The sequence below is a fragment of the Polynucleobacter necessarius genome (genome assembly GCF_900095195.1).
In the GTDB taxonomy this organism is placed as follows: Bacteria; Pseudomonadota; Gammaproteobacteria; order Burkholderiales; family Burkholderiaceae; genus Polynucleobacter; species Polynucleobacter necessarius_G.
On sequence record NZ_LT606950.1, the window covers coordinates 639,063 to 661,311 of the forward strand.

Here is a 22,249-nt window from a genome sequence, read left to right on the forward strand (position 1 = left end):
TTAGTGCTTATGCTCGCCGATGAGGTGCATGGAATCGTATTCGGCTTGATTGCGTTCATGCCGTTTAATCACAAGCCACATAATGGCGCTGACTGCCAGGCCAAAACCAATAATCACATATTGAACTGGTACATCAAACCAAATCAGCAATGAGTAAATTGCCAACATGGCAAGCACGGAGATATTCTCATTGAAGTTTTGCACGGCAATCGAGTGCCCAGCAGACATTAAAACGTGACCACGATGCTGCAAGAGGGCATTCATGGGAACAACAAAGTAACCGGCAAACCAACCTACCAAAATTAGTAAGAAGTAGGCTGGTAGTAAATTCAAGGTCACCTGCATTTTGCCGATGGTCATGAGGGGAGTATTTGGCAACATATCGGAGTTGTAAATTGCCATTACGCACACGACAAGTCCCATGAGAATTCCGTATGGCAAGACATTGAGTGAGCTCCGAAGCGGCACGCGCCATGCAGCCCATACAGCGCCCCCCGCAACACCCACGGCCGATATCGCTTGCAAGATAGCGCCTTGAGACAGGTTCATGTGAAGGGCAACTTGTGCCCACTTAATCACAATAAATTGCAGTGTGGCACCGGCACCCCAAAATAAGGTGGTGACCGCCAAGGAAATTTGCCCCAATCGATCGTTCCAAAGAGTTTTAAAGCACACGGCAAAATCTTTTACGAGCTCAATGGGATTCGTTTTTTGCGAAACATAGCGTGCGCCAGTATCTGGAATTTTTAAATTAATGATCGCGGCCACAACATAAATCATCATGATGATTAGGATTGCCGATTCTGCTGGAGTATCAATACCTGTTTCCATTACTGGAATGTCGAGCGCTAACAAGCTTTGCGATACCGTAGTGCTGATTAAGACACCTCCCAGTAAGGTACCGAGAATAATCGAGCCTACGGTGAGGCCTTCGATCCAGCCGTTGGCTGCAACCAATTTCTCTGGCGGCAGGAGTTCGGTCAAGATGCCATATTTCGCAGGCGAATACGCAGCAGCACCTAGACCGACAATGGCATAGGACAGCAGCGGGTGACCGCCAAAGAGCATTGCAACACACCCAACAAACTTAATCGTGTTTGTAATGAACATGACATTACCTTTGAGGCGTGAATCAGCAAAGGCGCCCACGAAGGCCGCGAGCAATACATAAGACAATACGAAGAATAATTTGAGCAAAGGAGTCATCCAGGCCAGAGCGTGAAACTGGGCCAGGAGTGCGATAGCCGCAATCAGGAGGGCGTTATCAGCAAGCGACGAAAAAAATTGCGCCGCCATAATGATGTAAAAACTACGGTTCATTCGTACAATCTAGTCATTCACACAATTAAAACATGAAAGGAGGGGTAGAAATGGGTGCTTCGGCCAATAGCTTGATTAATAGACCAATTTTGGCATCTATTCATACACAGGCCTTTCAGCATAATTTAAACCGAGTTCGCGAGCTTGCGCCGGAGTCCAAAATTTGGGCTGTTATTAAGGCTAGGGCATATGGCCACTGTTTTGAGGCTGCTCTAAACAGTTTGGCCTCCACCGATGGCTTTGCGTTACTCGATACTCAGGATGCGGTATGGCTAAGGGAGCATGGTTGGCAGGGTCGCATTCTGTTATTGGAGGGGCTTTTTCATGAAAATGAACTGGATCTTGCCAAAGAGTTGCACTGCGACCTAGTGGTTCATTGTGAGGCGCAAATTGACTGGTTGGAACGCTATGCAGATAAAGGCCACAAGCCCATTAATGTCTTTCTAAAAATGAATACTGGGATGAACCGTCTTGGCCTAAAGCCAACAGCTTACCGAATTGCATATCACCGTTTACATTCAGCGCGTTATCGCATTCATCACATGACCCACTTTGCCAACGCTGATCACATCGATCAGCAACCAACTGTTAGCGGTCAGTTAGAGGTTTTCAATCAAACCATCGAAGGTCTCGAGGGGCCCACCTCATTGGCAAACTCTGCGGCAATTCTTTGGCATCGCAATGCTTTGGGCGACTGGGTTCGCCCCGGAATAATGTTGTACGGAGCATCGCCTACAGGACTTTATGCGGATATTGAGCATGCGCATTTAAACGCAGTCATGCAATTGCATAGTGAAATTATTGACATTCAAGAACTTCAAGCTGGCGACCGTATTGGATACGGTGGACGCTACCAAGCTACCGAAGTGATGCGCATCGGCATCATTGCATGCGGATATGCGGATGGTTACCCGCGTCATGCAAAAGATGGAACGCCAGTCTGGGTCAGCAATGGTAATGATGGGGTAGTTTGCCCGATAGTTGGGCGGGTTTCGATGGACGTGTTAACGGTGGATTTGCGTCATGCTCCAGAAGCAAAAATAGGCAGCGTTGTAGAGTTGTGGGGCGATCGCGTTCCTGTAGATCAAGTGGCGCAAATGAGTGACACCATCGGCTATGAGCTACTCTGTGCTGTTGCGCCAAGAGTGCCTGTCAAGATTATTTAAGACTCAATAAAAAATCCTCTAGCACGGAGGATTTTTTGCATACTTACGAAACAATACCTGGATCTTAGTCAGATTACTTATTCCAGATTTGCCACCATCTGCGTTCTTTTTGTACACGCTGTCCCGTTTCGAATATTTGGCTGTCTGGGAAGTTCAATTTAAATACACGAATGGTGTCGTTGCTAAGTTGTGTCATCCCCAATTTTTCATAGGATTTCGCCAGAATATAAAGCGCTTCTTCTACGGCGGGAGCGCGGTCATAATCGCGAATCACGAGCTGTGCACGGTTGGCTGAGGCCAAATAGGCGCCACGTTGGTAATAGAAGCGCGCCACTATAACATCAGCTCCCGCCAGGGAGTTGACGATATAGCGCATGCGATCTAAGGAGTCTGGAGCGTATTTGCTGTTTTGGAAGCGCTCGACAACGGTTTTAAAAGACTCAAACGCTTCTTTAGCCGCTTTGGGGTCGCGTTCACTGAGGTCTTGTCCGGTAAATTTGCCAAGCCATCCCAAGTCATCATTGAAGGTGATTAAACCTTTCAAATAGTATGCATAGTCTAGAGTGGGGCTACCTTGGTGTAGTTTGATGAAGCGATCAATTGCGACCAATGCCTGCGTTGTTTCCTGTGCCTTCCAGTAGCAATACGCAGCATTAATTTGTGCTTGTTGTGAATATGGCCCAAACGGGAAACGCGCTTCAAGCTTATCGAAGTACTTGCCGCACTTTGCGAAGTCGCCATCATTCAATTTATCCGTACCCTCAGAGTACAGTTTGGATTCTGACCAAATATCGGTGTCATCTTTTTGACCATCACTGCCAGCGCAACCGCTAAGGAGTACTAATGCGCAGATTGAACACACTAAAAGCGCAAATATGCCTTTTCTATCGGGGGAGTTTTCTTTTTGGGGGGCGAATAGCCCGGCAAGCCTTAAACTGGCGTCTGATACTGCTTCGGATATAATTGAAAGGCTCTTTAAGCGTGGCATTGCCGCAAACTCCGGATTTGAATCCTTTTGATTATATCGATGAAGATGATTGCATCTCCCTAGAGATTCCTATGGAGATGGCGGGTGAACGCCTAGACAAGGTGCTGGCGGGGTCTTTGCCTGAGTATTCCCGAAATCGACTTAAAACCTGGGTTGAGGCTGGGGCAATTATGGTGGATGGCAAAGTGACGAAAGCTCGCTATTTGCTCAGGGGCGGTGAGAGCATCAAAGTCTTTCCTCAGGAAATGCCAGAGCAGTTTGCTTTTAGTCCTGAAGATATACCACTCGATGTGGTGTACGAGGACGAATCGATCATCGTCATTAATAAACCACCGGGTTTAGTGGTTCATCCTGCAGCTGGCAATTGGTCGGGTACGTTATTAAATGGACTCTTATTTCGATACCCTGAACTTAAGATATTGCCTCGTGCTGGCATAGTGCATCGATTGGATAAAGATACGTCAGGTCTGATGGTGGTGGCGCGCACCGCTCAAGCGCAAACATCATTAGTTCGACAATTGCAAGATCGATCAGTCGGGCGTCGTTATTTGGCATGGGTCTGGGGTGAGCCGCCTAGTCAAGGCAAAGTACTTGCCAATATTGGCCGCGATCAACGGGACCGATTAAAGATGGCCGCAGGAAGCGTTCAAGGAAAGCCGGCGGCGACACTCTTTCGACGTCTAGCAAAAGGGCGCTTCAACGATGCGCCACTGGCCTTGCTCGAATGTCGTCTTGAAACAGGGCGCACTCACCAGATTCGAGTCCATCTGGAGTCACTCGGCTTTCCATTGCTCGGGGATCCTGTGTATTGCAAAAAAAGTCCAGGCGCAGCTAAGGAGTTGCCATTTGAGCGCCAGGCCTTACATGCATATGCGTTAAGCCTGCAGCATCCTCAAACTCAGCAACTCACAAGTTGGTTTAGATTGCCCCCAATCGATTTGCAGAATTCTTTGCTGAAAGTTGGTATGACCGGAGAAGATTTGCCGCAGGAGGCTGTTGTCATGGCATCCGTGCATCATGATCATTTAAATGAATAATTTGCCTGCAACCGAGTCGTTGCTTCTTCTGAGGCCTGACTGGAATGCACCACCCTCAGCAAAGTCTTTGCTGACGACAAGGGTAGGTGGGCTCCATATCTATCGCTAAATCTTGGTGATCACGTTGGGGATTTGCCCGACATGGTGTCTGCTAACAGAGTGCTCTTGAGACAACATGTGCCGGCCGGAGCCCATTTGGTTAAAGCAGGTTCATGGATGTGCGGTGATTATTCCCTCGGCCCGAGTGGCTGAGGCTGATGCCATTATTAGCAATACCCCAAACGAAGTGCTGGCCATCATGACAGCCGATTGTCTCCCAGTGCTATTTTCAAACCAGTCGGGGTCTGTGATCGGGGCTGCTCATGCAGGCTGGCGAGGTCTATGCATGGTATCCTCGAAAACACGGTTAAAGCCATGCGCGAACTTGCGAACGCAAATCAAGATAGGAAAAGTAGTTGTGTAAACGACCCAATTACGGCCTGGTTTGGTCCTGCTATCGGCCCTACAGCCTTTGAGGTTGGAGAGGGCGTAGTTGAAGCTTTTCTGTCCCCTGGGATTGGATTTCCATCCAATGCCTTCGTGGCAATAGAACAAAAACCCAGCAAGTATCTCGCTGATATCTATTTACTAGCACGCAGTTGCCTAGAAGCTGTTGGTGTACAGAATATTGCTGGTGATAATTGCTGTACGGTTACCCAATCAGATCGTTTTTTCTCCTATCGCCGCGATGGGGTGACTGGACGATTTGCGAGTTTGATTTAAATAGAGGATTCCCATACTCGCTCTTAGAGGTGAGGGTAAGTACTAGATTGGTGATCCATCTTAGGGTTACTGTGTATAACTCTATAGGTCTTATGGATGGAGAATGGTCTCTCATCAATAAAGAGACAACTATGTTTGCAGGCATGAATCCCGGTGCAACGCCATCTTTGGCACCGCACCATATGGCATTAATACCCCAAGAGCGCCTAGCAGAGATTCAGAAAGAATATTTCACTGAATTGGCGCATATCGCCACCAATCCAGAGGCGATTGAAGTGAAGGATCGTCGCTTCGCAGGTAAAGCATGGCACTCCTCATGGAGTAAAGTGATTGCGGCAACCTATTTACTTAATTCAAAACACTTAATGGCGCTGGCGAAGGCCGTTGAGACCGATGAAAAACGCGTCAAAAAATTCTGTTCGCAACTGAGCAGATGATTGATGCAATTTCGCCATCTAATTTCATGGCAACCAATCCCGAGGTAATTGAAAATATTATTAGCACCCAAGGTGCCACCTTGCATTAATAAGTACTACATCCTCGATTTGCAGCCCGATAACTCTGGAGTGCGTCACATGGTGGCTCAAGGTCATACCGTGTTTTAGTCTCTTGGAGGAATCCAGATTCCTCTATGGCTAAGGTCAGCTGGGATGACTATGTCGGCAAGGGTGTGATTAAGGCAATCGAGGTTGTCCAAGAAATTAGCGAATCTAAGCAGATCAACGTCTTGGGCTTCTGCGTTGGCGGAACATTAACTACTTCAGCGCTTGCGGTCTTAGCAGCTCGCGATCAGCATCCGGCAGCTAGCTTGACGCTCTTTACAACCTTGCTAGATTTCACGAACACTGGGATTCTGGACGTCTTTATTGATGAAGCTATGGTGTAGTTACGTGAGAACACCATCGGCGGTAAGGCTGGTACATACGGCATGATGTCGGGGTTGGACTTAGGCAATACCTTCTCGTTCTTGCGACCGAATGACCTTGTGTGGAACTATGTTGTCGACAACTACCTTAATGGAAATTCACCACCGCCTTTTGATCTCTTGTATTGGAGTGGCGACTCTACGAATCTGCCTGGTATGTATTGCTGGTATTTGCGTCACACCTATTTGCAGAATGATTTGGTTAAACCGGGTAAGGTCACCATTTGCGGTGAAAAGATTGATCTTGGCAAAATTAAATGTGCAGCATATTTATACGCTTCCCAGGAAGATCACATCGTTCCTTGGCAATCCGCTTATGAATCCACCCATATTCTCAAGGGCAAGAATCGCTTTGTGCTTGGAGCATCAGGCCATATTGCGGGCGTGATTAATCCACCTGCTAAAAATAAGCGCTACTACTTTGAAAATAACAAAATTGCCCCGACTGCAGAAGAGTGGTTGGCTGATGCAAAACAAATTCCGGGAAGTTGGTGGCCAAACTACACCAAATGGCTAGAGCAGTTTGGCGGCGAACAAAAGCCTGCGCCTACGACTTTTGGTAATGGCAAGTATAAAAAGATGGAATCTGCGCCAGGGGTTTATGTAAAAGAAAAGGCAGCGTAATCGGTTAGACCGTAAACGAATCCATTATTAACGAAGGTTTTTTACAAGGGGAAAGTGATGTCTCAAAAAGTTGCATACGTAACAGGTGGCATGGGCGGTATACCGCTATTTGCCAGCGTTTGGCTAAAGATGGATTTAAGGTCATTGCTGGCTGTGGCCCAAACTCACCGCGCAAAGATCGTTGGCTTGCAGAGCAAAAGGCACTAGGCTTTGACTTTATTGCCTCTGAAGGTAACGTGTCCGATTGGGATAGCACCGTTGCTGCCTCTGACAAAGTAAAGGCCGAAGTAGGTCGCGTTGACGTATTGGTCAACAATGCTGGCATTACCAATGTAACCAGGAGAAACGGTATTGACCGTAACGCCTTTTGTGGCCACTTCCTGTGCCAATGCCATGGTGAAACCGTGTAAGCCCGCTTTTGCAGTGGAATAGTTGCATTGGCCGAACTGACCCTTTTGACCGTTCACTGAAGAAATATTGACAATACGGCCCCAGTTGTTATCCACCATGCCATCAATCACTTGTTTGGTAACGTTAAACAGTGTGTTCAAGTTGGTATCAATAACGGCTTTCCAAGCATCTGGCGTCATTTTGCGGAAAACGCTGTCACGGGTACGGATATGGTGAAAGCCATTCGCGAGGATGTGCTCGAAAAGATTGTGGCAGGCATTCGCCCATGCGTGCACCACTGCGCATCGCTGGGGAGCCATACATACCGCTGGACATGACTTCAACGCCACCGCCAATACCGTAATCGCAATCACCTAACATAATTTGCCGTGCAGTAGTCACAATCGCTTGCAAGCCAGAGCTACATAAACGGTTCAAGGCCATTGCCACAGACTCCATTAGCAAGCCCGCTTGAATTGCTGCGACGCGCGCTACATAGGCATAACGACTGTCGGTACTTAATTAATGACACAAACAACAGTTTTATAACAATCGTCAAATCTCGGCTATTAAGTCATGCCCTTGGGAGCCAATCACTGTGGCTCGGATAATTTCTCCGGCTCGATAGCGCTTAGACGGCTTGCTGGGCGGCAAAACCCGCACCAAACCATCAATTTCAGGGGCATCGCCGATGGAACGTCCAATACCTCCCAGACTCGTCAATACGATCAATCATCACTTGAATCCGCTTGCCGACCTTCTTGGCTAGGCGCTGAATGGATATTTCTTCGGCCTTGGCCATAAAACGAGCCTTACGCTCTTCGCGAATGTTATCCGGGACTGGATTGTCCAGTTGATTGGCGATGGTGCCCTCGACCGGAGAGTAAGCAAAACACCCTGCGCGATCAATCTGGGTCTGTTCTAGGAAGTTGAGAAATGGGCAAACTCTTCTTCAGTCTCACCAGGGAATCCTGCAATAAACGTACTGCGGATAACCAAGTCTGCGCAGGCTTTACGCCAGCAGGTGGCACCAAATAAGGGATCATGCGGCTTCGGCAAATGGGCATGAATTGCCTGCATCACTTCATCGGTTGCATGAGGGCCAGTTACCGCAAGGACTTTTGGATGAATGCTTTGAATCAGATCACTGCCGTCAGCATTCTTTCTGGCACCCAAGCATCCGGTCACAATTGCTTTGCCGTTTTCAGCAAGAGCCTCACCAATCGCAGAAAGACTTTCTTCTACAGCGGAGTCGATAAAGCCACAGGTATTGACTACTACGAGATCGGCGCCAGAATAATCCTTGGCAGTCTCGTAACCTTCAGCACTTAATTGCGTTAGGATCAGTTCAGAATCAACTAAAGCCTTAGGGCAACCTAAGGATACAAAACCAATTTTTTCAGCACAACTATTCTTTTTCAGTTTTATTGGGCTGTGGTGTAGTAAATGGGAAGCCACCAAACATGTTGTGAGAGCCCTGCATTTGCTCCTGCATCTTCACAAACAGATCTTTGCTTTGCTCCATGTAGTTGCCCATTAAATTTTGCATGAGCGAATTTTGAAGATTGAGCATTTGTGACCAAGCCTCTGGCGTGCTACCTGCACCCAAGCCTTTTGTCCGATCGCCCAACTTGTTGTGAATATCGACAAAAGACTGCATGGTCTTCTCAAGATAATTTCCCATGAGGCCCTGCATCGAGTTGCCATAGAAGCGAATGATTTGGGAGAGCATCTGAGTAGAAAACACTGGTGCGCCACCAGCCTCTTCTTCCAAAATGATTTGCAACAGAATATTGCGTGTGAGATCTTCGTCGGTCTTTGCATCCACGACCTTGAAGCTCTCGTTGCCCATGACTAAACCCTTGATGTCTGTCAGTGTGACGTAGGTGCTGGTCTGAGTGTCATAGAGACGACGATTGGGATACTTCTTAATGAGCCGATCTTCACCAGCTTTTTTTGCACGGGTAGCCATGATTTTCCTTACTAAATACTGCAACGCAACATCAGCATAGTTTATCCCTAGTTAAACCTCAAGGTAAATTTGCCGTGTTGCGCCCCATCAATACTGCTTTTTTGGCCTCAATTAGCCAGTATGGATACCGCCATTTAGCGAGAAGTCCGCTCCAGTTGCATAGCCGCCATCATCCGAAGCGATCCGGCAGCAGATTGAAGCAATCTCATCCTGGGTTCCTAAACGCTTCACAGGAATCCAAGATGCTCGATTTAATGGTTGCCGTGTTGACTGATCCGTTCGGCGTTGGTCATATGGGTGTGACAGCTGAGAACTTGGTTGAAAAATGGAAGCTAACGCGCGAAGAGCAAGATGCTCTTGCGGCAGAGTCTCATCACCGTGCTGCTAACGCCATTAAAGAGGGTCGATTCAAATCGCAGATCGTGCCAATTACCATCAAAACCCGTAATGGCGATGTGGTGTTTGATACCGATGAGCATTGCAAGCCAGACACCACTATGGAAACATTGGGCAAGATGAAAGCGGTGTTCAAGAAAGAGGGTGGCTCTGTTACTGCTGGTAATGCATCTGGTATTAATGATGGTGCTGCATTCTTTGTATTGGCGGATGCCGAAACCGCTAAAAAAGCAGGCCACAAGCCCATCGCGTCTCGCCCTGGAGCGTGCCGGTCTCAAGCTTGATCAAATTGACGTGATTGAGTCGAATGAGGCGTTTGCTGCCCAGGCTTTGGCTGTGACAAAAGGCCTTGGTTTGGATCCTGCAAAGATTAATGTGAACGGTGGTGCGATTGCGTTTGGTCACCCAATTGGTTGTTCAGGCGCTGCCATTGCTACAAAAGCAATTCATGAATTGCAACGTGTTCAGGGTAAATATGCGCTGGTCACGATGTGTATTGGTGGCGGTCAAGGCATTGCCACCATTTTTGAGCGCCTGTAAGCAACTTACTAGCTCATTAAGAGCAGAGCAGCATCCAAGCCGACGTGGTCAAAAGCCGCGTCGGCTTTTTCTTTGACGACGGGTTTTGCTTGATAGGCAACGCTGATACCCGAGCCATTCATCATGATCAGATCATTGGCGCCATCACCCATCGTGATAGAGTTTTCTTTAGTGCATCCTAAGCGTTGACAGGCCTCGTCCAGATGGGCAGCTTTGGCTGCGCCATCCACAATGTCACCCAGCACCTTGCCGGTGAGCTTGCCATCGATGATTTCAAGAGTATTAGCCTGCGTTTGCTTGAATCCCAACTGCTGACGCAACTTTTCAGTAAAGAAGGTAAAGCCACCAGAAACTAAAAGGGTATGTAGGCCGCGTTGATTAGCGCCTGCTAAAAGCTCAACAGCGCCAGGATTGGGTCGCAGGCGCTCGCGATAGACTGCCTCAAGCGCATCTGCATGGATACCTTCTAAGACAGCAACACGCCTGCGCAAACTTTCTTTAAAGTCTTTAATTTCGCCGCGCATAGTGGCTTCAGTAATTTGGGCAACAGCCGATTTCTTGCCTGTAAAGTCCGCAATCTCATCGATGCACTCAATGTTAATAAGAGTAGAGTCCATATCCATTGCTAAAACACGAATATCGTTTGGCACCAAATCTGCTTTTAGATAACAGAGATCAGTTTGATGGCTACTCGCAATTGCTCGCAGAGATTCACGCTTCGAAGTATCAAGCGGTTCATTGAATGACCACCGATCCTGATGATAAGTACCGTTAGTCTCTTGACCACCTAAGCTATGAAGCGTTGCGCCAAACTGCAATGCCTGATTCTTAAGCTCAAATACCAATTTTTCAGGGATTGGTTGACGCGATATAGCAACAAGGATTGGGGTTGATGGGATTGGCATAGCTAAATAATAGTGGAATAGCTGGCGAATGTTTATTGCATTAGTTGATTTTTGCGTGACTTAGTACAGCAGAGTCGTTTAGGCGCCGTAGAACCTGACGAATCGCTTCTAAACGTTGCTCAAGCTTTTCAAATTCGCGATCTTTTTGCGGTAATACCTTGAGCTTGTCTTGACCATTGAGCTGGATATGTTTGTTCTGAATCAGCTGAATAATCTTAAGTGGATTAATCGGTGGGTTTTGAACAAATTGAATCTGAATGGAAGCAGGGCTGGCATCAATTTTCTTAATGCCAAAACCAACCATTTCAAGGCGCAGTCGATGCGTTTCATAAAAAGATTTGGCTTGATCTGGAAGATTACCGAACCGATCCACCAATTCTTCGCGCAAGCCCATGAGTTCAGAGAAATCGTTACAGCCAGCAAAACGTTTATAAAGAGATAAGCGTTCGTGTACATCTGGACAGTAGTCTTCTGGTAATAACGCCGGAAGACCCAAATTAACATCGGTTTTTGCTTGAAGTGGTGAGAGAAGGTCGGGCTCTTTACCACTACGCAATGCTTTGACCGCGCGATTGAGCATCTCGGTATACAACTGAAAGCTTATCTCATGGATTTCACCAGACTGTTTGTCACCCAAAACCTCACCGGCACCGCGTATTTCTAGGTCATGCATTGCCAAATAGAAGCCAGAGCCCAGTTCCTCCATAGCCTGAATGGCATTTAAACGTAACTGTGCTTGTTTGCTCAGGGCTTCAGGATCGGGGACCAGTAAATAGGCATATGCCTGGTGGTGTGAGCGCCCCACGCGTCCTCGCAACTGATGCAATTGGGCTAGACCAAATTTATCAGCACGATGCATGATGATGGTGTTCGCTGTTGGAACATCAATGCCGGTTTCAATAATGGTCGTACACAACAAAATATTAGTGCGTTGCGTGACAAATTCCCGCATTACCGATTCCAATTCGCGTTCGTGCATCTGCCCATGAGCAACACTAATACGGGCCTCAGGAATCAACTCTTGTAATGATTGTTTGCGATTTTCAATCGTCTCGACTTCGTTGTGTAAGAAATACACTTGACCACCACGTTTGATTTCTCGCAATACGGCCTCTCGAATAACGCCGTCTCCCTCTCGTCGCACAAAGGTTTTGATGGCTAGGCGCTTTTGTGGCGCAGTGGCAATAATCGAAAATTCTCGCAAGCCTTCCATGGCCATTCCCAAGGTCCTCGGAATTGGGGTTGCCGTTAAGGTCAATATGTCGACTTCAGCACGCAAGGCCTTGAGAGCATCTTTTTGGCGTACGCCAAAACGATGCTCCTCATCCACAATCACCAAGCCTAAATTCGCAAACTGTGGTTCTTTTGAGAGTAATTTATGAGTGCCGATGATGATGTCAGCCTCTCCTTTGCTGATGGCTTCAAGCGCAGCATTAATTTCTTTGCTTGTCTTAAAGCGTGAGAGTTCGACGATTCGCACTGGCCAATCCGCAAAACGGTCTTTCCAAGTCGCAACGTGCTGCTCAGCCAGTAGAGTGGTTGGTGCCAGAATAGCGACTTGCTTGCCACCCATGACTGCCACAAAGCTGGCTCGAAGAGCTACTTCGGTCTTTCCGAAGCCAACATCACCGCAAACCAAGCGATCCATTGGTGTGCCACTGGTCATGTCGCCAATTACGGCAGCGATTGCATTTGCCTGATCTGGAGTCTCTTCAAATCCAAAACTTTCGGCAAACGCTGCGTAGTCATGTGCTGAAAATTCAAATGCATGGCCTTTGCGTATGGCTCTCGCTGCATAAAGCCCCAATAATTTAGCGGCTGTATCCCGGATTTGTTGTGCTGCCTTGCGTTTTGCCTTGTCCCACCGACCAGAGCCGAGCTGATGCAATGGGGCGGAGTCTGGGTCCGAGCCTGCATAGCGTGTCACCATAGCAAGTTGTTGTACGGGCACATACAGTGTGGCCTGTCCTGCATATTGCAGGTGCAGGAACTCTTCAAAAATTGGTGCTTCTTTGGGTTGAGCAAGGTTTAACAGCACTAAACCTTGATATCGTCCAATGCCGTGCTCGGCATGGACTACTGGATCACCGATTTTGAGCTCAGAAAGGTCTTTAAATAAAAGATCGGGATCCGTATTTTCAGTGGATTTACTTTTACGACGTTGCCGAGCGGTGGATGTAAATAGTTCGGCCTCAGTCAGAACCAGTAGGTTCTCCGCCTTCCACAAGAAACCATTCAGCAGAGGGGCAGTAACCAAGCCAAATGCAGAATCGCTTTTTACAAAGTCTGCGATACCTTCAAAACCCTCAGGTATCAATGGATAGAGTGGCTTGCCATCGTTTCTGGCAACTGTATTACTCTCATCCAGCAGCTGACGAATCGATTCTTTTCTGCCGGCACTATCGCTGCAGATCAACACCCGCAATTTTTGTTCAGAAACAATCTTGCGTAATCGTTCAATTGGATCGGTATCGCGACGATGAACGGCGACATCGGGGGATGGTAAAAATACGGGATTCTCAGAAGCGTTTTCAGTTTCGTTTTCTAAAACTAGACGCGCATACGGCTTGGAAGTGGAAAAGAATTCGTCTACATCCAAGAATAATTCTTTGGGCGGTAGAATAGGTCTATCAAGATCATGCTTTAGAAAGTCATAGCGCGATTGCGTATTTCTCCAAAAGCCTCGAATGGAGTCTTCAATATTTCCAGTCATGACAAGCCAGACGGGGTCGCCTGAGCGCGGAAAGTAATCAAAAAGATTGGATTGCTCTTCAAAAAATAGAGGTAGATACGATTCAATACCCGCACTGGGTATTCCTAAATTAGCATCCTTATAGATGGAGCAACGGGTAGGGTCGCCCTCAAATACTTCACGCCAGCGCCCTCTAAATGCGGTGCGAGCATCATCGTTAAATGGGAATTCATGACCAGGTAGAAGGCGGATTTCTTTGGCGGGGTAAAGGCTACGCTGTGTATCGGGATCAAATGCACGAATCTGTTCAATTTCATCGCCAAATAGATCCAGACGATAGGGCAGGCTTGAGCCCATCGGAAATAAATCAATGAGGCCACCACGAATACTGTACTCACCTGGTCGCATGACAGCGCTAACTGGATCGTAGCCCGCTTGTTGCAATTGCAGTCTTAATGCTGCTTCATCGAGCTTGTCGCCTTGCCGAAAGAAAAAGGTATGGCCTGACAAAAATTGCGGGGTTCCCAGACGTTGCAAAGCAGTGGTTGCCGAAACCAACACAATGTCGCAACTACCATTGAGTAATTCATAGAGCGTTGCTAAACGTTCGGACACCAAATCTTGGTGCGGTGAAAAATGATCGTAGGGGAGAATTTCCCAGTCAGGTAATAAACGCACTTTTAGTTGCGGAGCAAATGCAGGAATCTCTTCTGCGAGGCGTTGGGCCTCTTGCGCTTGGGCACAAAAGACCACCATAACTGAAAAATCCTGTCGGTAGCGCAGAGCAGACTGAGCAAGTAGAGCGGCATCTGCCGACCCAACTAGCCCCGAAAAGGTAAAGCGCTGCCCAGCCCGTGGCACGGGTATGGGGAGTGCTAGATTTAATGCATCGGACATCTAGGGTCATTATAGAATCAGGCATGGGCTCAGCAAATCAATCCACCAGGCAATGTCACGCACTTCTACCTACTGCGGGAACGGGTTCGCGCTTGGGGGGTGAGCTGCCAAAGCAATTTCAAGAGTTGGCGGGTAAACCCATGCTGGCTTACGCCCTAGATGCGTTTATTCAGTCGCCCCATATTCAATCGATATGGATTGGTGTTGCACCTGCCTTTATTGACAACTCAATTCTTAAGAACCTCGCAATAGCCAATAAGCCCGTCCATTTTTTACCTACGGGTGGCCCAACCCGTCAGGAAACAGTTCAAAATACACTGAGCGCTTTACTAGCATCCGGTATAAATCCTGATGATTGGGTATTGGTGCACGATGCTGCGCGACCAGGCATTACACCTGCTTTGATCGATACCTTAATTACAGCAGTCCAAGATAGTAATGTTGGAGGATTGTTGGCAATTCCTCTAGCGGATACCTTGAAGCAAGCGGATTTAGATTCCGCTATTGCTGGTAACTTGCCCCATAGCGAAAAAACCATACCGCGTGAACATCTTTGGCAAGCGCAAACACCTCAAATGTTTGCCACCAAGCAACTACACGACGCTATAGAAGAGGCGATTCGCCAAGAGGCCGATATTACTGATGAAGCGAGTACTATGGAGCTTTCTGGCATTAAGCCGTTATTGATTGAAGGTGCTACTCGCAATTTCAAAGTAACACATCCCGCTGATTGGGAGCTCATGCACGTATTATTAAATACAAGTAAGTCAACCTGATTTCATAAAGAAGATTTTTATGACGCAATCTACTACACATGTTCCACCGATTCGTATCGGCCAAGGTTATGACATTCATGCATTAGTGGCTGAGCGCAAGCTGATTTTGGGTGGAGTGCAAGTGCCCTACGAAAAAGGCTTACTTGGACATTCTGATGCCGACGCTTTACTGCACGCTTTAACCGATGCGTTGTTGGGTGCTGCTGGCTTGAATGATATCGGTCAATTATTTCCCGATACAGACCCCCAATTCCAGGATATGGATGGCCGTATTTTGTTGCGGGCAGCCCTTCAAAAAGTACAAGCCGCCGGTTATCACGTTAGCAATATTGATGCGACCATTATTTGCCAGAAGCCCAAATTAGCGGAATTTCTGCCAGAAATGGTCCGAAATATTGCCGCGGATTTGGCTGTCACCCCAAGCCATGTGAACCTCAAAGCAAAAACCAATGAATCTCTGGGCCATTTGGGCCGAGGGGAGGGCATAGCTGTCCACGCCGTTGCTTTGCTCTATAAGGCCTAAAAGAGCCTCTAAAACCCCAAGCATTGTAGAATTACACTCTTTTAGAGTGAAGTCTAGGCTTGGCAGTGTTTGCGGATATCGCGAGGATGGCGAAATTGGTAGACGCACCAGGTTTAGGTCCTGACGCCAGAAATGGTGTGGGGGTTCGAGTCCCCCTCCTCGCACCACAAGATTGCTACTTGGCTTGGACTTCGCATTTCCAGATCTTCAATTAAGAGACGAGAATGGCTGTGCAGATAGAAAATTTAGGTTCGTTAGACCGCAAAATGACTTTGGAATTCACTCGTGCCGATTTGGCCAAAGCGCGCGAAGCTCGTTTAGTTAAGGTTGGTAAGACCATGAAAATGGCCGGCTTTCGTCCAGGCAAAGTGCCCAAGAGTATGGTTGAAAAGCAATATGGCATGCAAGTCGATTTTGAGCTGCAATATGACAAAGCTTCTGAACTCTTTTTTGAACAAAGCCAAAAAGAAGGTATTAAATTGGCTGGTCAACCACGACTTGAGCCAAAGAGTGAACTCGACGCCGATACGATCGTGTTCGACGCATTTTTTGAGGCTCTACCAGAAGTTAAGATTGGTGACTTTAGTAAAGCTGAAGTAACCAAATACAGCACTGAAATTGGTGAAGCCGAAATTGATCGCGCTCTCGATGTTTTGCGTAAGCAGCGAGTGCACTACCACCCACGCGGTGAAGCAGGTCCTCATGGCGGTGGCGGTTCCAATACTGCCGCCCAAAATGGCGATCAAGTAGTCATTGACTTCGTTGGCAAGATTGATGGCGTTGAGTTTGCAGGCGATAAAGCAGAAAACTTTGAATATGTCCTCGGCCAAGGTCGCATGTTGCCAGAATTTGAAGCAGCAACACGAGGCCTTAAGGCAGGCGAGAGCAAATCGTTCCCATTGAGTTTCCCGGCCGATTATCACGGTAAAGATGTTGCAGGGAAAACAGCAGAGTTCACGATCACTGTGAAATCTGTGAACTGGGCACACTTACCTACAGTTGATGATGCCTTCGCATTTTCTTTGGGTGTGACCGAGGGTGGCGTTGCTAAGATGCGTGAAGAAGTAAAACAAAATTTAGAGCGCGAAGTAAAGCGCCGCATTACCTCATTGTTAAAAGGTGAAGTAATGGATAAGCTTAATGATCTTTGCGAACTTGAGGTTCCAAAATCCTTAGTAGCCTCAGAACAAGAACGCCTGGTTCAAGGCGCTCGTCAAGATTTAATCCAGCGTGGCGTACCAAATGCGAAAGACGCCCCGATTCCTCCTGAAATTTTTGCCGAACAAGCACTCAAGCGTGTTCGTTTAGGCTTGATTCTGGGTGACTTGGTTAAGAAAAATAACCTCGCTGCTACAGCCGACCAGATCAAGGCGGAAATTGATGAGCAGGCTGCTACCTATGAGGACCCCAAGGAAGTGGTTCGGTGGTACTACAGTAACCCAAGTCGCCTTAAAGACATTGAAAACTTAGTGTTGGAAGGCAATGTAATCAAGCATTTCACATCCCTTGCCAAGGTAAATGACAAGGCGATCATTTTTGAAGAGTTAAGCAAGCTACACTAAGTCCATTCATTGATCAAAAGGCCCTTACCATGACCCGGAACCATTTTCAATCTGACGATTTAGAGCCGAAAGGATTGGGCTTGGTTCCCATGGTGATCGAAACCTCGGGTCGAGGAGAGCGTGCCTACGACATCTATTCACGTCTACTTCGTGAGCGCGTCGTATTTTTGGTCGGCGAGGTCAATGATCAAACTGCTAACTTGGTGATTGCGCAGCTTTTGTTCCTGGAGAGTGAAAATCCAGACAAAGACATTTCTCTGTACATCAATTCACCTGGTGGCTCTGTTTCTGCTGGTTTAGCTATTTACGACACGATGCAATTTATCAAGCCGCATGTCAGCACCTTATGTATGGGTATGGCGGCTTCTATGGGCGCATTCTTATTGTGCGCTGGAGAAAAAGGTAAGCGTTATGCACTCCCAAATTCACGAGTAATGATCCATCAGCCACTTGGCGGTGCTCGTGGTCAGGCCTCTGATATCGAAATTCAAGCCCGTGAGATTTTGTATTTGCGCGAACGCCTAAATAAAATCCTCTCAGATCGTTCTGGCCAATCTATTGAGACTATTGCGAAAGACACCGATCGCGATAATTTTATGTCGGCCGATCAAGCTCGCGAATATGGCTTGATTGATAAGGTAATTGAGAAGCGCCATTAACTGTTAATTAAATCCATATTGGACATCCACATTGAGCGATACCACCACCAATTCAAGCGATAAAGTTTTGTATTGCTCTTTTTGTGGCAAGAGTCAGCATGAAGTCCGCAAGCTGATTGCTGGACCCTCTGTTTTTATTTGCGATGAATGCATTGATCTGTGCACCGACATCATCCAAGAAGAGATTGCCAAACTTCCTAAGGATGAGGGTGATGACTCCCTGCCGACACCACATCAGATTCGCGAGAACTTGGATCAATACGTTATTGGTCAAGACCATGCAAAGAAAACATTAGCGGTTGCGGTTTATAACCACTACAAACGCCTGCAATATTTGCCCAAGCCCAAGAAAGAGAAGCTCGATAAGGATGGCAAGCCAGTAGAGGGTCACGATAAAAAAAAAACTAAAGCACCAGCCAAAGCGATTGTGGATGGCGTTGAGTTGGCCAAGAGCAACATTCTGCTAATTGGACCTACTGGCTCTGGTAAAACATTGCTTGCGCAAACATTAGCACGCATGTTGGATGTGCCATTTGTCATGGCGGATGCAACGACATTAACTGAAGCAGGTTATGTTGGCGAGGACGTTGAAAATATTATTCAAAAACTCTTACAGGCTTGCGACTACAACGTTGAAAAAGCGCAACGCGGTATCGTATACATCGACGAAATCGATAAGATTTCTCGCAAGTCTGATAACCCATCCATTACCCGTGATGTATCCGGTGAGGGGGTGCAGCAGGCCTTGCTGAAGTTGGTTGAGGGAACGATGGCGTCTGTTCCACCCCAAGGTGGCCGCAAGCATCCCAATCAAGATTTCTTACAAGTAGATACAACAAACATTCTCTTTATTTGTGGTGGTGCGTTTGACGGCTTGGAAAAGGTTATTCAGCAACGCACTGCAAAAACGGGCATTGGCTTTAATGCCGCCGTACCTGGTAAAGATGATCGTGGTGTCAGCGATTTGCTCTTAGAGGTTGAGCCTGAGGACTTAATTAAGTTTGGTTTGATTCCAGAATTGATTGGACGCCTCCCCGTAGTGACAACTTTGGCTCAGTTGGATGAAGAGGCGTTAATCCAAATTTTGACCGAACCGAAGAACGCCTTGGCGAAACAATATCAAGCGTTGTTAACGATGGAAGGCTCTGAGCTTGAGGTGCGCCGCGAGGCGCTTGCCGCTATTGCGAAGAAGGCGATTGCTCGCAAAACGGGTGCTCGTGGCCTGCGTTCCATTCTTGAAGGATCGCTGATGGATGTTATGTATGACCTACCATCCCTCAAAAATGTCCAAAAGGTAGTTATCGACGAATCCAGTATTGTGGATGGCGGTAAGCCCTTATTGGTTTACAAACAGGATCCCGATCAGGCTGATTTAAGCAAAAAAGCATAAACTCTTAGGGTTTTCGCTATTTTTGGGGCATTTTTGCCACTTTTTTACGCTTTTTTCCCTTGAATTTCACAGAGTGCTACTCATATAGGTAGTATTCTACTCAAGAATAATGTCTGTATTTAGTGGTTGATAGTTTCATTACCACTAGAAATGGATGCTTGAGGATTTGTTTACTTTGGAGGAAATGCCTAATGCCTGGCCACTTATTGCTACCCTCTGAGCCGATACAGCTACCGTTGCTCCCTTTGCGCGACGTAGTTGTTTTTCCTCATATGGTGATTCCATTGTTTGTGGGAAGACCAAAATCTATTAAGGCTTTGGAAGCCGCCATGGAAACTGGCAAGAATGTCCTGTTGGTCGCACAAAAAACTGCGGCAAAGGATGAGCCAGGAATAGAAGATTTATACGAAGTGGGTTGTATCGCAAATATTCTGCAAATGCTGAAGTTGCCTGATGGCACCGTTAAAGTATTGGTAGAGGGTGTGCAGCGCGCTGAAGTTAGTAAAATTGAAGATAGTCTTGGCTACTTCAATTGCGAGGCAACCCCTACTGCGTTAAATGCAATAGATGCGCACGAGACTGAAGCATTGCGTCGCGCCATCATGGCTCAATTTGATCAGTACGTAAAACTGAATAAAAAAGTACCGCAAGAGATCCTTTCCTCTCTCGGCGGCATTGATGATCCAAGCCGTTTAGCCAATATGATCTGCGCGTATTTACCAGTCAAGCTTGAACAAAAACAACGCTTGTTAGAGATGACCGATGTCGTGCAGCGTTTAGAAAGTCTATTGGCAGATCTTGAGAGTGAGATCGATATTCTTCAAGTGGAAAAGCGCATTCGTGGACGTGTTAAGCGCCAGATGGAAAAGAGTCAGCGCGAATACTACTTGAATGAGCAGGTGAAGGCTATTCAAAAAGAATTGGGTGAGGGTGAAGAGGGTGCCGATCTCGAAGAACTCGAGAAACGAATCAAAGCTGCTCGCATGCCAAAAGAAGCCTTAAAGAAGGCTGAATCGGAATTGAAAAAGTTGAAGTTAATGTCGCCAATGTCTGCTGAGGCGACCGTAACCCGAAACTTTATCGATACCTTGGTGAATTTGCCATGGAAGAAGAAAACCAAAATTAATAATGACCTGTCGAATGCTGAAAAAGTATTGGATGAAGACCATTATGGTTTGGATAAAGTCAAAGAGCGCATCTTGGAATATCTCGCTGTTCAACAGCGGGTTGATCGGGTGAAGGCACCAATCTTGTGCTTAGTTGGCCCTCCTGGGGTCGGCAAGACCTCCTTGGGGCAATCCATTGCCCGCGCCACAAATCGTAAATTTGTACGCATGGCATTAGGTGGTGTGTGTGATGAATCCGAGATTCGTGGTCACCGCAGAACATACGTCGGTTCCATGCCGGGCAAAATATTGACCAGCCTGATTAAGGTAGGTGTTCGCAATCCTTTATTCCTTTTGGATGAAGTGGACAAGATGGGAATGGACTTCCGGGGTGATCCCGCCAGCGCCTTATTGGAGGTTCTCGACCCAGAGCAAAATCACACATTCCAAGATCATTATGTCGAAGTGGACTTTGATCTTTCTGATGTCATGTTTGTGGCGACCTCAAACTCATTAAATATTCCTGGACCCCTATTGGATCGTCTCGAGATCATTCGCCTTGCGGGTTATACCGAGGATGAGAAAACCAGTATTGCTGTGAATTATTTGATTCCAAAGCAAACCAAAAACAATGGTTTGAAAAAGGATGAATTGAAGATTGAAGAGAGTGCGGTTCGTAACATTATTCGCTATTACACACGCGAAGCTGGTGTGCGGTCTCTTGAGCGGGAAATTAGCAAGATCTGCCGTAAGGTGGTGAAGTTACTGCTTCTTAAAAAGGAAGCTGCTCCTGTAGTAGTCAATGCCGATAACCTTGAGAAGTTCTTGTCGGTGCGTATGTTTGACTTTGGTTTGGCTGGTAAAGAAAACCAAGTGGGACAAGTCACCGGCCTGGCATGGACAGAGGTGGGCGGTGACCTTCTTACGATTGAGGCAGCTACCATGGCTGGCAAGGGTGTCATTACCCGAACTGGTTCAATCGGTGATGTGATGAAAGAATCGGTGGAAGCTGCACGAACCGTAGTGCGTTCTCGCGCCAAGCGCCTGGGTATAGCGGATGAATCATTTGAGAAGAATGACATTCACATTCACTTTCCAGATGGCGCGACACCAAAAGACGGGCCGTCTGCTGGTATCGCCATTACTACTGCGTTAGTCTCCGTCTTCACCGGCATTCCGATTCGTTCGGATGTCGCAATGACTGGTGAGATCACATTACGCGGTGAAGTGTTACCAATCGGTGGCCTTAAAGAAAAGCTGTTAGCGGCGCATCGTGGCGGTATTAAATTAGCACTGATTCCAGAAGAGAATGTCAAAGATTTGATTGATATTCCTGATAACGTGAAGAATGCGATTGAGATTATTCCCGTGCGCTGGATTGATAAAGTATTGGAGCTCGCGTTAGAGCGCTTACCAACACCTTTGCCAGATCCAACGCCTGAAGAGCTTGCTAAGAAGGCCGCTGAAACCAACAAAGCCAAGGAAAGCATTTCTTCTGGTGATGTGCTAAAGCATTAGCGATGGCTTGTTTGTAAATGATGGTCGGCTAAGGCTGCCTTTGGAAAAAGGCAGTTTTTAGCCATTTTCAGGCGTTCTTTTGGTGATTAGGTTACAATCTG

At 47.2% G+C, this 22,249-nt stretch carries 14 protein-coding genes, 1 tRNA gene and 7 pseudogenes; 13 read left to right on the forward strand and 9 right to left on the reverse strand.

Annotated elements, in window-relative coordinates; all coding sequences use genetic code 11:
• A complete protein-coding gene (lplT, locus tag BQ1619_RS03625) occupies positions 1–1,320 on the reverse strand; it encodes a lysophospholipid transporter LplT (RefSeq protein WP_114662319.1) in 1,320 nt (439 codons plus the stop codon).
• A 50-nt stretch (positions 1,321–1,370) separates the two neighbouring features.
• On the opposite strand from lplT, the gene alr reads away from it, so the two are divergent.
• Positions 1,371–2,486 carry an alanine racemase gene (gene alr / locus BQ1619_RS03630; RefSeq protein ID WP_415065948.1) on the forward strand — a complete coding sequence of 372 codons (1,116 nt, stop codon included), beginning with the start codon at positions 1,371–1,373 and terminating at the stop codon, positions 2,484–2,486.
• A 73-nt stretch (positions 2,487–2,559) separates the two neighbouring features.
• Here alr and BQ1619_RS03635 read toward each other — a convergent pair whose 3' ends face one another.
• Positions 2,560–3,447, reverse strand: coding sequence for an outer membrane protein assembly factor BamD (locus BQ1619_RS03635; protein ID WP_114663498.1), 888 nt, complete (start codon positions 3,445–3,447; stop codon positions 2,560–2,562).
• 20 nt (positions 3,448–3,467) lie between these two features.
• On the opposite strand from BQ1619_RS03635, the gene BQ1619_RS03640 reads away from it, so the two are divergent.
• The 4 genes and pseudogenes from BQ1619_RS03640 to BQ1619_RS03655 form a co-directional block, all read left to right on the forward strand.
• Entirely contained in the window at positions 3,468–4,511 is a 1,044-nt protein-coding gene (locus tag BQ1619_RS03640; RefSeq protein ID WP_231968478.1) for an RluA family pseudouridine synthase, read from the forward strand.
• Positions 4,504–5,273: pseudogene (pgeF, locus tag BQ1619_RS03645) on the forward strand (peptidoglycan editing factor PgeF). The gene BQ1619_RS03640 and the pseudogene pgeF overlap by 8 nt, the downstream one beginning before the upstream one ends.
• A gap of 131 nt (positions 5,274–5,404) precedes the next feature.
• Positions 5,405–6,822 (forward strand): annotated as a pseudogene (locus tag BQ1619_RS03650) (alpha/beta fold hydrolase).
• Between the two features lie 57 nt (positions 6,823–6,879).
• Positions 6,880–7,151 (forward strand): annotated as a pseudogene (locus tag BQ1619_RS03655) (SDR family NAD(P)-dependent oxidoreductase); the annotation flags it as partial.
• On the opposite strand, the pseudogene BQ1619_RS03660 reads toward BQ1619_RS03655, so the two are convergent.
• From BQ1619_RS03660 to BQ1619_RS03680, 5 genes and pseudogenes are all read right to left on the reverse strand, one after another.
• A pseudogene (locus BQ1619_RS03660) lies at positions 7,149–7,532 on the reverse strand (SDR family NAD(P)-dependent oxidoreductase); the annotation flags it as partial. The pseudogenes BQ1619_RS03655 and BQ1619_RS03660 overlap by 3 nt on opposite strands.
• Positions 7,429–7,671: a thiolase family protein gene (locus tag BQ1619_RS03665; RefSeq protein ID WP_415065950.1), complete on the reverse strand. Its 243-nt coding sequence runs from the start codon at positions 7,669–7,671 to the stop codon at positions 7,429–7,431. The pseudogene BQ1619_RS03660 and the gene BQ1619_RS03665, both read right to left, overlap by 104 nt.
• A gap of 96 nt (positions 7,672–7,767) precedes the next feature.
• Positions 7,768–8,634 (reverse strand): annotated as a pseudogene (locus BQ1619_RS03670) (ribosomal protein S12 methylthiotransferase).
• Entirely contained in the window at positions 8,621–9,184 is a 564-nt protein-coding gene (gene phaR, locus BQ1619_RS03675; protein ID WP_114662320.1) for a polyhydroxyalkanoate synthesis repressor PhaR, read from the reverse strand. The pseudogene BQ1619_RS03670 and the gene phaR overlap by 14 nt, the downstream one beginning before the upstream one ends.
• Before the next feature lie 111 nt (positions 9,185–9,295).
• Positions 9,296–9,421, reverse strand: a pseudogene (locus BQ1619_RS03680) (SDR family oxidoreductase); the annotation flags it as partial.
• Between BQ1619_RS03680 and BQ1619_RS03685 the strand changes: the two are divergent.
• Positions 9,418–10,120, forward strand: a pseudogene (locus BQ1619_RS03685) (thiolase family protein); the annotation flags it as partial. The pseudogenes BQ1619_RS03680 and BQ1619_RS03685 overlap by 4 nt on opposite strands.
• A gap of 8 nt (positions 10,121–10,128) precedes the next feature.
• Here BQ1619_RS03685 and serB read toward each other — a convergent pair.
• Positions 10,129–11,025 (reverse strand): phosphoserine phosphatase SerB, encoded by an 897-nt coding sequence (gene serB / locus BQ1619_RS03690; RefSeq protein ID WP_231968480.1) that lies wholly within the window; start codon positions 11,023–11,025, stop codon positions 10,129–10,131.
• 40 nt (positions 11,026–11,065) lie between these two features.
• A complete protein-coding gene (gene mfd / locus BQ1619_RS03695; protein ID WP_114662321.1) occupies positions 11,066–14,614 on the reverse strand; it encodes a transcription-repair coupling factor in 3,549 nt (1,182 codons plus the stop codon).
• Positions 14,615–14,637: 23 nt separating this feature from the next.
• Here mfd and ispD point away from each other — a divergent pair, with 23 nt between their 5' ends.
• The 7 genes from ispD to lon all read left to right on the forward strand — a co-directional run bounded on the left by ispD (position 14,638) and on the right by lon (position 22,148).
• On the forward strand, positions 14,638–15,390 hold the full coding sequence (ispD, locus tag BQ1619_RS03700) for a 2-C-methyl-D-erythritol 4-phosphate cytidylyltransferase (protein ID WP_114662322.1): 753 nt from the start codon (positions 14,638–14,640) through the stop codon (positions 15,388–15,390).
• A 19-nt stretch (positions 15,391–15,409) separates the two neighbouring features.
• Complete coding sequence (gene ispF / locus BQ1619_RS03705) at positions 15,410–15,913, forward strand: 2-C-methyl-D-erythritol 2,4-cyclodiphosphate synthase (RefSeq protein WP_114662323.1); 504 nt, start codon at positions 15,410–15,412, stop codon at positions 15,911–15,913.
• Between the two features lie 80 nt (positions 15,914–15,993).
• Positions 15,994–16,080, forward strand: a tRNA-Leu gene (locus tag BQ1619_RS03710).
• A gap of 57 nt (positions 16,081–16,137) precedes the next feature.
• Positions 16,138–17,475, forward strand: a complete 1,338-nt coding sequence (gene tig / locus BQ1619_RS03715; RefSeq protein WP_114662324.1) for a trigger factor — start codon at positions 16,138–16,140, stop codon at positions 17,473–17,475.
• Between the two features lie 29 nt (positions 17,476–17,504).
• Entirely contained in the window at positions 17,505–18,134 is a 630-nt protein-coding gene (gene clpP / locus BQ1619_RS03720) for an ATP-dependent Clp endopeptidase proteolytic subunit ClpP (RefSeq protein WP_114662325.1), read from the forward strand.
• A 31-nt stretch (positions 18,135–18,165) separates the two neighbouring features.
• Positions 18,166–19,524 (forward strand): ATP-dependent Clp protease ATP-binding subunit ClpX, encoded by a 1,359-nt coding sequence (clpX, locus tag BQ1619_RS03725; protein WP_114662326.1) that lies wholly within the window; start codon positions 18,166–18,168, stop codon positions 19,522–19,524.
• A gap of 191 nt (positions 19,525–19,715) precedes the next feature.
• Positions 19,716–22,148 carry an endopeptidase La gene (gene lon, locus BQ1619_RS03730; RefSeq protein WP_114662327.1) on the forward strand — a complete coding sequence of 811 codons (2,433 nt, stop codon included), beginning with the start codon at positions 19,716–19,718 and terminating at the stop codon, positions 22,146–22,148.
• The last annotated feature ends 101 nt before the right edge of the window (positions 22,149–22,249 follow it).

Coding starts and splice junctions, on each gene's coding strand:
- lplT (WP_114662319.1), bottom strand. CDS start 1,320: ATGAACCGTAGTTTTTACATCATTATGGCGGCGCAATTTTTTTCGTCG.
- alr (WP_415065948.1), top strand. CDS start 1,371: ATGGGTGCTTCGGCCAATAGCTTGATTAATAGACCAATTTTGGCATCT.
- BQ1619_RS03665 (WP_415065950.1), bottom strand. CDS start 7,671: ATGGAGTCTGTGGCAATGGCCTTGAACCGTTTATGTAGCTCTGGCTTG.
- phaR (WP_114662320.1), bottom strand. CDS start 9,184: ATGGCTACCCGTGCAAAAAAAGCTGGTGAAGATCGGCTCATTAAGAAG.
- serB (WP_231968480.1), bottom strand. CDS start 11,025: ATGCCAATCCCATCAACCCCAATCCTTGTTGCTATATCGCGTCAACCA.
- mfd (WP_114662321.1), bottom strand. CDS start 14,614: ATGTCCGATGCATTAAATCTAGCACTCCCCATACCCGTGCCACGGGCT.
- ispD (WP_114662322.1), top strand. CDS start 14,638: ATGGGCTCAGCAAATCAATCCACCAGGCAATGTCACGCACTTCTACCT.
- ispF (WP_114662323.1), top strand. CDS start 15,410: ATGACGCAATCTACTACACATGTTCCACCGATTCGTATCGGCCAAGGT.
- tig (WP_114662324.1), top strand. CDS start 16,138: ATGGCTGTGCAGATAGAAAATTTAGGTTCGTTAGACCGCAAAATGACT.
- clpP (WP_114662325.1), top strand. CDS start 17,505: ATGACCCGGAACCATTTTCAATCTGACGATTTAGAGCCGAAAGGATTG.
- lon (WP_114662327.1), top strand. CDS start 19,716: ATGCCTGGCCACTTATTGCTACCCTCTGAGCCGATACAGCTACCGTTG.